10 protein-coding genes are annotated in these 7,864 nt (G+C 68.3%); 5 read left to right on the forward strand and 5 right to left on the reverse strand.

The features are described from left to right. Positions 1-106: 106 nt before the first annotated feature. From ACIBEA_RS43700 to ACIBEA_RS43715, 4 genes are all read right to left on the reverse strand, one after another. Complete coding sequence (locus tag ACIBEA_RS43700; RefSeq protein ID WP_399270004.1) at positions 107-937, reverse strand: helix-turn-helix domain-containing protein; 831 nt, start codon at positions 935-937, stop codon at positions 107-109. Further along, positions 934-1,425 (reverse strand): DUF6879 family protein, encoded by a 492-nt coding sequence (locus ACIBEA_RS43705; protein ID WP_399270006.1) that lies wholly within the window; start codon positions 1,423-1,425, stop codon positions 934-936. Before ACIBEA_RS43705 ends, ACIBEA_RS43700 begins: the two co-directional genes overlap by 4 nt. A gap of 335 nt (positions 1,426-1,760) precedes the next feature. Next, positions 1,761-2,162: an STAS domain-containing protein gene (locus ACIBEA_RS43710; protein WP_399270008.1), complete on the reverse strand. Its 402-nt coding sequence runs from the start codon at positions 2,160-2,162 to the stop codon at positions 1,761-1,763. Between the two features lie 79 nt (positions 2,163-2,241). Continuing rightward, complete coding sequence (locus ACIBEA_RS43715) at positions 2,242-2,616, reverse strand: helix-turn-helix transcriptional regulator (protein ID WP_399270010.1); 375 nt, start codon at positions 2,614-2,616, stop codon at positions 2,242-2,244. Between the two features lie 267 nt (positions 2,617-2,883). Here ACIBEA_RS43715 and ACIBEA_RS43720 point away from each other — a divergent pair, with 267 nt between their 5' ends. The 5 genes from ACIBEA_RS43720 to ACIBEA_RS43740 all read left to right on the forward strand — a co-directional run bounded on the left by ACIBEA_RS43720 (position 2,884) and on the right by ACIBEA_RS43740 (position 7,397). Then, positions 2,884-3,909, forward strand: a complete 1,026-nt coding sequence (locus tag ACIBEA_RS43720) for a glutathione S-transferase family protein (RefSeq protein WP_399270012.1) — start codon at positions 2,884-2,886, stop codon at positions 3,907-3,909. A gap of 131 nt (positions 3,910-4,040) precedes the next feature. Continuing rightward, entirely contained in the window at positions 4,041-4,199 is a 159-nt protein-coding gene (locus ACIBEA_RS43725; RefSeq protein WP_399270014.1) for a hypothetical protein, read from the forward strand. Beyond that, positions 4,196-4,864, forward strand: a complete 669-nt coding sequence (locus ACIBEA_RS43730) for an HAD family hydrolase (protein ID WP_399270016.1) — start codon at positions 4,196-4,198, stop codon at positions 4,862-4,864. Before ACIBEA_RS43725 ends, ACIBEA_RS43730 begins: the two co-directional genes overlap by 4 nt. Positions 4,865-4,940: 76 nt before the next feature. Then, a complete protein-coding gene (locus ACIBEA_RS43735) occupies positions 4,941-7,160 on the forward strand; it encodes a catalase (protein WP_399270018.1) in 2,220 nt (739 codons plus the stop codon). 36 nt (positions 7,161-7,196) lie between these two features. Continuing rightward, on the forward strand, positions 7,197-7,397 hold the full coding sequence (locus ACIBEA_RS43740) for a hypothetical protein (protein WP_399270020.1): 201 nt from the start codon (positions 7,197-7,199) through the stop codon (positions 7,395-7,397). Between the two features lie 28 nt (positions 7,398-7,425). Here ACIBEA_RS43740 and ACIBEA_RS43745 read toward each other — a convergent pair whose 3' ends face one another. Then, positions 7,426-7,599 (reverse strand): hypothetical protein, encoded by a 174-nt coding sequence (locus ACIBEA_RS43745; RefSeq protein ID WP_399270022.1) that lies wholly within the window; start codon positions 7,597-7,599, stop codon positions 7,426-7,428. Positions 7,600-7,864 lie beyond the last annotated feature (265 nt).

A 7,864-nucleotide genomic window follows, 5' to 3' on the forward strand; every position in this document is an offset into this window, starting at 1 on the left:
CGGTCGAACTCCGGCGTCTCTGCCTTCTTCGCCCTTGCCATGCCGTACCCCTTCGCTGCCGTTCCCGTGCATCGGCGCTAATGGTGTACGAGCGAAAGGTAGGATTCTAGGCGGTTTCCTGTTCCCTCAAGAAGTCGTCACGGATACCTGCGACGAGGTCCCACATGTCTTCACCTGAAAGGGCTACTCGGTCGAACATCTGGAACTTGTCCACGTACAGTTCGATGTCCCGCATCTCACTGGTGGTGATTTCAGCGTGCGGGATTTCCACGATCGCGAGCCGGCCGTCGAATAGGACGAACGAGGATGTGGGAAGTCCAGGCATGGTGGCAGAGAGAGGGACAATCCCAATCCGGATGTTTGACATCCGAGACATGGTGATGAGCTTATCCAGTTGTGCGGCCATCATCGGGGCCGGGATCAGCTTCCACCTGATGACCGATTCGGTGATCAGGAATTCGAATGTCCGGGATCGGTCGTACAGGACTTCCTGTCGGCGCAGACGCGCCCCGATCATCTTCTCAAGGGCATCGTCAGTCAGTTTCGAGCCTTGCTGGACTCCCCGCACATATTCGGGAGTCTGAAGCAGTCCAGGGATGCAGGAGGGCTGAAAAACCCTGAGTAGGGCTGTCTGAGCCTCTATTGCCTGGATCTCTTCCTGATGCTTGTGCAGGCCGGTGCGCCGATATATACGCCACGCTGTGGCCTCAGTGGCCACCTGCCGGGCCACCTCGGTAAGCTGCTCCTTCACCTCCTTGGAAATTTCCAAGGCTGTCAGAACGCGCTCCACATCGAGGACGCTCGGAGCTAGCGCCCCGTTCTCAATCTTGCTCAACTTGCTCGGGGACATGGCTGCGCTGCGGGCAACCACTTTCGCCTGCTTTCCGCTGGCTACTCGCAATTCTCGCAGTGCTCTGCCCAGATCTGTTCCGTTCACACTTCCCCGTACTGCTCCCACCAGTCAGCAAAAGGCACAGCCCGACTCAGGGCCACGTCTCGCCGTTCCAACCATTCAGCAGGACTGGTGTGGGATTCCGCGCCGAGGAATTTTCCGCCCTCGGCATAGTTCATGGAGACGACGGACGATTCATCGAACATCCAGAAGTCCGGAACACCTTCGAGCGGGTTCAGCTGGTTCGTGGTGTCCAGAATGAAGAACTCTTCACCAGCCTTGGCGTTCTTCTGGTATCCCCATCCAAGTTCGAACCGAAGATAGTCCGTCATGGGTCGCGAAATGATGTGGACGCGGTACATGCGCTTTCCCGCGTCAATGTTCCCGCGTACTTCGTCGGACCATTCCTGGCCGGCCGTCTCAGCGTCCGTCGTGTCGTAGCCCTGAACCAGGAGGTCCCCCGTGCCGTCGACGCGGTACAGCGTTGCGCACGTGCCCTTCTCGCACTCTCCTACCAGCCGTGTGACTGCCATGCCGTCCCCCTGCTGTTGTGAGGTCTTCGGTTGTGTCCCGTTCGATGCTCCCGGCACCGCTGCGGGAGGGTCAAGTGATCACAGTTGAGGGAACAGGAAACTGTGCAGATAGGCCGGATCGCGTCGGCCAGCGGTGTTGGGGTTGGCCACGTGACCAACGCATGACCAACGGCGGCCCGGAACGGTCCGAAACGCATGGGACGCATGCCCAACCCCAACCGTCAAGAAGGGGCCTCACAGGGCGCGTTTCCCCAGGTCAGGACATAAAAAAGGCTGGTGCCCGAGTGGAGAGTTCAAGTCCCCCCTCGGACACCAGAATCAGCTGAGACCCCACTTCATGTGGGGTCTTTTGCTTTTCCGGGGGTGGGGGTCGTCAGTGTCTGCTGGATGCCCGTGAGCTGGAGCAAGTGGGCTACGGGGCGGCTGACGGCGGTCAGGACGAAGCTCTTGCCGCTCTCGGTGGCGAGCTTGTGCAGATCCAGCAGGACGTGAAGCCCCGAGCTGTCGCAGAAGGTGACGCCGGAGAGGTCCAGGTCGAGGCCGGCGCGGCTGGACGTCAGGGCGGCGACGAGGTCTTCGCGCAGGCCGTGCGCGTCGTCCATGTCTATCTCGCCGCGCACCCGGGCGACGACTCGCTGGGGGCCGGGTTCGAAGACCAAGGCGATGGCGGAGGGGTGCATCGTCCCGCTGGTGGTGTCCGCGGGAGTGGCGGGCCGGCGGTCGAAGGGGTCGGTCATGGCCTTTCTCCCTTTCGGAAGCCATGTCGTGCGGGTGGTGCGGTCCGACCCGGAGGCGCTCGTGAATCAGGTGCGTGAATCAGGTGTGTGGATCCGGCTCGTGGGGGCCATCGCCGGAGTCGTAGTCGGAGTCGGGTTCAGTGGCCGTCCCGTCCGGCGGTTCGAGGTCGACCAGCAGCTTCAGCAGGCTCCGGATCTCGTGATGGTGCTCGGCCGGGTGTCGGAAGAAGGTGCCCGACGCGACCGCGTAGTGGTTGCGCCGGCCGTTGCGGACCCGGGTGAGGTAGCCGGCGCTTTCCAGGTCGGTGACGATGGCCTGGGCGGCCCGTTCGGTCACTTCGCAGGCGGAGGCCATGTCCCGTACGCGGATCTCCGGATCGCGCAGGATCATCGCGAGGATCCGGGCGTGGTTGGTGATGAACGTCCAGTTGGTCCGAGGCTTGACCGGCTCCATGTCTGAAATGTTACGATTTGCCCTTCCGGTTTCGCTAGACCTGAATCACGGTGCGGGAACGGGCGGGCACGTGGGCGGCAGGGCGGCCCGGCGCTTGCCCGGCCCGCCCTCGGGTAGACGCACGGCGACTCCAGCCGCGCACCACCGGGGAACGCCACCGGGGAAGGCGAGCAACGCTCGTAGGCGGATCCGCGGTGGTCACTTCCTTGCCGGGTCCGACCCGGTCCCGGCCGGGACGCCGGGCTCGGCGACCTCGAAGGAGTGATCATGGGCAACGCGCACTACGGAACGCGGACCTTCGTCCGTTCCGACGCCTTCTTCGCGGACCGGATCACGGCGGACGGAAGGGACGGCTGGCCCGTCGAGGCCGGCCGCTACCGGTTGGTGGTGAGCCGCGCCTGCCCGTGGGCGAGCCGCGCGCTCGTCGTCCGCAGACTGCTGGGCCTGGAGGACGCCCTGTCGCTGGCCGTGGCGGACCCGATCCAGGACGACCGCAGCTGGCGGTTCACCTTGGACCCGGGCGGGCGGGATCCCGTACTCGGCATCCGCTACCTCAGCGAGGCCTACGACGCCCGCGCGCCGGACCATCCCGGCGGTGTCAGCGTCCCCGCGATCGTGGACGTCCCGAGCGGCCGGCTGGTGACCAACGACTTCCAGCGCATCACCCTCGATCTCGCGACGGAGTGGCGCTCCTTGCACCGCGCCGGCGCCCCCGAGCTCTATCCGGAGCCGCTGCGCGAGGAGATCGACGACGTGATGGAGGGCATCTACCGGGACGTCAACAACGGGGTGTACCGGGCCGGTTTCGCTACGGAGCAGAGCGCGTACGAGGAGGCGTACGCGGCGCTGTTCAGGCGCCTGGGTCAGGTGTCCCGGCGGCTGGCGGACCGCCGCTACCTCGTGGGGGACCACATCACCGAAGCGGACGTCAGGCTGTTCACGACCCTGGTGCGCTTCGACGCCGTGTACCACGGGCACTTCAAGTGCAACCGGTCGAAGCTGTCCGAGGATCCGGTGCTGTGGGCGTACGCCCGGGACCTGTACCAGACGCCCGGTTTCGGTGACACGGTCGACTTCGACCACATCAAGCGCCACTACTACCGGGTGCACAGCGGCATCAACCCGACCGGCATCGTGCCGGCGGGGCCCGACCCGTCGGGCTGGCAGAGCCCGCACCACCGCGAGGGCCTGGGCGGCAGACCCTTCGGGGACACCGGGACACCGCCCGGGCCCGCACCCGCCGGCGAGGGGGTCGCAGAGCCCGCCACCGCCACCGGGATGCGTAGCGCTTGAGGCGGGCGGGCGGGCGGGCGGGCAGGCAGGCGGGCGCGGCGGCCGGGGCCGAGCGGTGGAGTCGCGCGGGACGTCCCGAAAGGGCAGGGTAGTAGGGGTTTCGAACCCTCGGCTGCGGCAAGGCGCCAGGCATGGTGCGAATCGAATGCACGGTGACGACCGAGCGGGCGGACCCCCGCGAGCCGGTGTCCCAGGTGGTGGGAGCCGAGTGGGGCGGCTTCGACTTCTCGGTGGTCTCGGACGGTCCCTTCTGCTGCCCGTATCGCGCAGGCTGTGAGGAGAAGCCATGAACCGCGCTGCCCTCTTCGACGTCGACGGCACGCTCACCGATACCAATCACCTCCACGTCACCTCCTGGTGGGAGGCGCTGCGCCAAGCCGGCCATCGCGTGCCTATGCACGCGGTCCACCGCGCGATCGGCCTGCCCGGCGAGGACCTCCTGGACCATCTCCTCGGCGAGGATCGCGATCGCTCCGGCGACGACCGGATCAGCGCGGCCCACGACACCCTCTATGCCACCTGCTTCGACCGGATCCAGGCCTTCGACCGGGCGGCCGACCTCCTGCGCGCACTCGCGGGGGACGGGTGGGAGGTGCTGCTGGTCACCTCGGCCAAGGACAACGAACTCGAAGCCCTGCGACGAGCCATAGGTGCGGACGAAGCCATCGACGACACCGCGACCTCCGACGACGTCGAACAGGGCAAACCGGCGCCCGACCCCGTCCGGCACGCTCTCCGATCGGCACGGGTGCCGCCGGAGCGCGCGGTGTTCGTCGGCGACTCGGTCTGGGACATGCGGGCCGCTGCCCGTGCGGGCGTGGCGGCCGTCGGCCTGCTCTGCGGAGGGATCGCGCGCACGGACCTGGAGGAAGCGGGAGCCTTGGCCGTCCACCGCGACCCGGCCGACCTGCTGGCGCACCTCCACACCAGCCCGTTCTCCCGCGTGGCGGCGTAACGCGGCTCGCGAAGGGTGCGGGTCCGGCCGCTCGGCGGCGGACTTCCGCGTCCTCGACCATCGGAAGGAACACATCATGGCTGCGAAGAAGGCGGCGAAGAAGACGGCGAAGGCGAAGCCCACGACCAGGACGACCACCACGCCGACAACCGCGACCGCGACCGCGACCGCGACCGCGCCCGCGACCACGCCCGCGAAACGGAGTGCGGACAGCGCTCCTCGCGAGCCCCTGGCCCCCGAGCCCGACCAGCGGGGTCCCGACACGCAGAGCCCCACGGGGCGGCCCACCGGAACGCCCGCAGCCTCGGTCGCGCAAGCGGGTGCGTACCTGACGACGGCCCAGGGCGCCCGGCTGTCCGACAGCGACCACTCCCTCAAGGCCGGCCCGCGGGGGCCCGTACTGATCCAGGACCACCAGCTCAGGGAGAGGATCACGCACTTCGACCACGAACGGATACCCGAGCGGGTGGTGCACGCGCGTGGGGCGGCTGCCCACGGGGTCTTCACCGGATACGGGACCGCGGCGAAGGTCACGAAGGCGGCCTTCCTGGCGAAGGGCGTCGAGACCGCCGTCTTCGTGCGCTTCTCCACGGTCCTCGGCTCCCGGGGCTCGGCCGATTCGGTGCGCGACACCCGGGGCTTCGCGACGAAGTTCTACACCGGTGAGGGGACCTTCGACCTCGTCGGCAACAACATGCCCGTCTTCTTCATCCAGGACGCCGTCAAGTTCCCTGACGTCATCCACGCGGGCAAGCCGCAGCCGGACCGGGAGATCCCGCAGGCCCAGAGCGCCCACGACACCTTCTGGGACTTCGTGTCGCTCCACACCGAGGCCACCCACCACACCCTGTGGAACATGTCGGACCGGGGCATCCCGCGGTCCTACCGGATGATGGAGGGCTTCGGCGTCCACACCTTCCGCCTCGTCGACGCCGAGGGCGCGACGACCCTCGTCAAGTTCCACTGGAAGCCGAAGCTGGGCGTGCACTCCCTGGTGTGGGAGGAGGCCCAGATCGCCGCCGGCACGGACCCGGACTTCCACCGCCGCGATCTCGCCGACGCCATCGAGGCCGGCGCCTTCCCCCAGTGGGAGCTGGGGATCCAGACCTTCCCCGACACCCCCGCCCAGACCTTCGAGGGCATCGACCTGCTGGACCCGACGAAACTGGTCCCCGAGGAGTTGGCCGCGGTCCGGCCGATCGGTCTGATGACCCTGAACGCCAACCCGCTGAACTACTTCGCCGAAACCGAACAGGTCGCCTTCCACCCCGGGCACCTGGTCCCCGGCATCGACGTCACCGACGACCCGCTGCTGGCCGGCCGGCTCTTCTCCTACCTGGACACGCAGATCAGCCGCCTCGGAGGCCCGAACTTCGCCCAGATACCCGTCAACCGACCCCACGCGCCCGTCAACGACACGCACCGCGACGGCCTCCACCAGGACGCCGTGCACACCGGTGTCGCCCCGTACCGGCCCAACAGCCTCGGCGGTGGCTGCCCGTTCCTGGCCGGCGTCGACGAAGCCGCGTTCATCGAGGTGCCCACGGAGCTGGCGCCGTCCCGCAAGGTACGCGCGGCCCCGGAGTCCTTCGACGACCACTTCGGTCAACCCAGGCTGTTCTGGCTCAGCATGACGCCCGTCGAACGCGCGCACACCGTCGCCGCCTACACCTTCGAGCTCGCCAACTGCCACGAAAGGACCGTCAAGGAACGCGTCCTCACCGTCCTGGCCAACATCGACACCGAACTCTGCGCCCAGGTGGCCTCAGGACTGGGCCTGCCCGCCCCGGCGGCCACCGAGCCGCTCCGGGCGGTCGAACCCAGCCCCGCGCTGTCCCAGCTCGGCTCCACCTGGCCGGTGGACGGCCGGGTCATCGGCATCGTCGCCGGTCCGGACAGCAAGGCGACGCACATCGCCGCGGCGCGCGAAGCCGTCCTCGCCGCGGGCATGTCGCCCCTGGTGATCGCCCCCACGGGCACCCTCCCGGGCAAGGGCAAGAACGCCGTGACCGTCCAGAAGACGTACGCCACCGCACGGTCCACCGCCTTCGACGCCCTGCTCGTCGCCGGGAATCCCGCGGACAGCAGCGACCCCCGGGTCCTCCTGCTGCTGTCCGAGACGTTCCGTCACGCGAAGGCCATCGGCGCCTTGGCCGGAGCGGAGGGCGTGCTCACCGAAGCCGGTGTTCCGGCCGGTGCCCCGGGCATCATCGTCGGTTCGAACGCAGCGACCACCGTGAAGGGCCTGGCGGAGCTGCTCGCCGAACACCGGGTCTGGGACCGCTTCCCCGCCTGACACGCACAACGCCGCGACAACGATCAGGAGCAGAGGATGAACGAGAAGAAGCACCGCAAGCCCACCCCGCCGTCCGAAGCGCCGGGCGAGAGCGGTGACCGCGAAGCCCGCCGGGAAGCGGAGGAAGCGGTCGTACCCGGCTCCCGCGGCGGCGAGCCGGGCAATGGTTCGAGCCCCGACCCCGACCCCGATGCCCAGCGGCAAGCGGCCGAGCCGCGGGAGGAGCGGCGGGCGTAAGGAGTACGGACGGGAACCCGCCGGGTGTTCAGGGCCGCCCGGCGGTCTCGACGAAGTCGGCGATCACCCTCTGCAAGGGCAGGCTTGCCGCTGCCGGGTCGAGGCCGGTGTCGATCCCGAGCACCTCGATCACCCCGAGCAGTCCGCGCGGTCCCCGCACGTGGAGGGTGCGGTGGACGGCCCCGTCGACGCTAGGGTGCACCAGCAACACGGACGGCGCGTGCGCCGGCGCGTACCCGGCGGCGTAGGTCAGGAGCGGGCCGGTTCGGTCGGCTGTGGATGGCGGGGCTGTGGACGCGTCGCCGACGGGGGCTGGATTCGTAGCCGAAATCCCTGGTCAGCGGAGCTGTGAGCCCTTGATAGAGTTGCCCATGTCGCCACGGGAAACCGCGGCCGACCACCTTGTCCGGGTGGCGGAATGGCAGACGCGCTAGCTTGAGGTGCTAGTGCCCTTTATCGGGCGTGGG

Source organism: Streptomyces sp. NPDC051555 (assembly GCF_044454405.1).
GTDB lineage: Bacteria > Actinomycetota > Actinomycetes > Streptomycetales > Streptomycetaceae > Streptomyces.

Bases quoted from the DNA above. Each gene is read 5' to 3' on its own strand.
- ACIBEA_RS43740 (WP_399270020.1), top strand. From the start codon at position 7,197: ATGAACGAGAAGAAGCACCGCAAGCCCACCCCGCCGTCCGAAGCGCCG.
- ACIBEA_RS43720 (WP_399270012.1), top strand. From the start codon at position 2,884: ATGGGCAACGCGCACTACGGAACGCGGACCTTCGTCCGTTCCGACGCC.
- ACIBEA_RS43710 (WP_399270008.1), bottom strand. From the start codon at position 2,162: ATGACCGACCCCTTCGACCGCCGGCCCGCCACTCCCGCGGACACCACC.
- ACIBEA_RS43735 (WP_399270018.1), top strand. From the start codon at position 4,941: ATGGCTGCGAAGAAGGCGGCGAAGAAGACGGCGAAGGCGAAGCCCACG.
- ACIBEA_RS43725 (WP_399270014.1), top strand. From the start codon at position 4,041: ATGGTGCGAATCGAATGCACGGTGACGACCGAGCGGGCGGACCCCCGC.
- ACIBEA_RS43715 (WP_399270010.1), bottom strand. From the start codon at position 2,616: ATGGAGCCGGTCAAGCCTCGGACCAACTGGACGTTCATCACCAACCAC.
- ACIBEA_RS43730 (WP_399270016.1), top strand. From the start codon at position 4,196: ATGAACCGCGCTGCCCTCTTCGACGTCGACGGCACGCTCACCGATACC.
- ACIBEA_RS43705 (WP_399270006.1), bottom strand. From the start codon at position 1,425: ATGGCAGTCACACGGCTGGTAGGAGAGTGCGAGAAGGGCACGTGCGCA.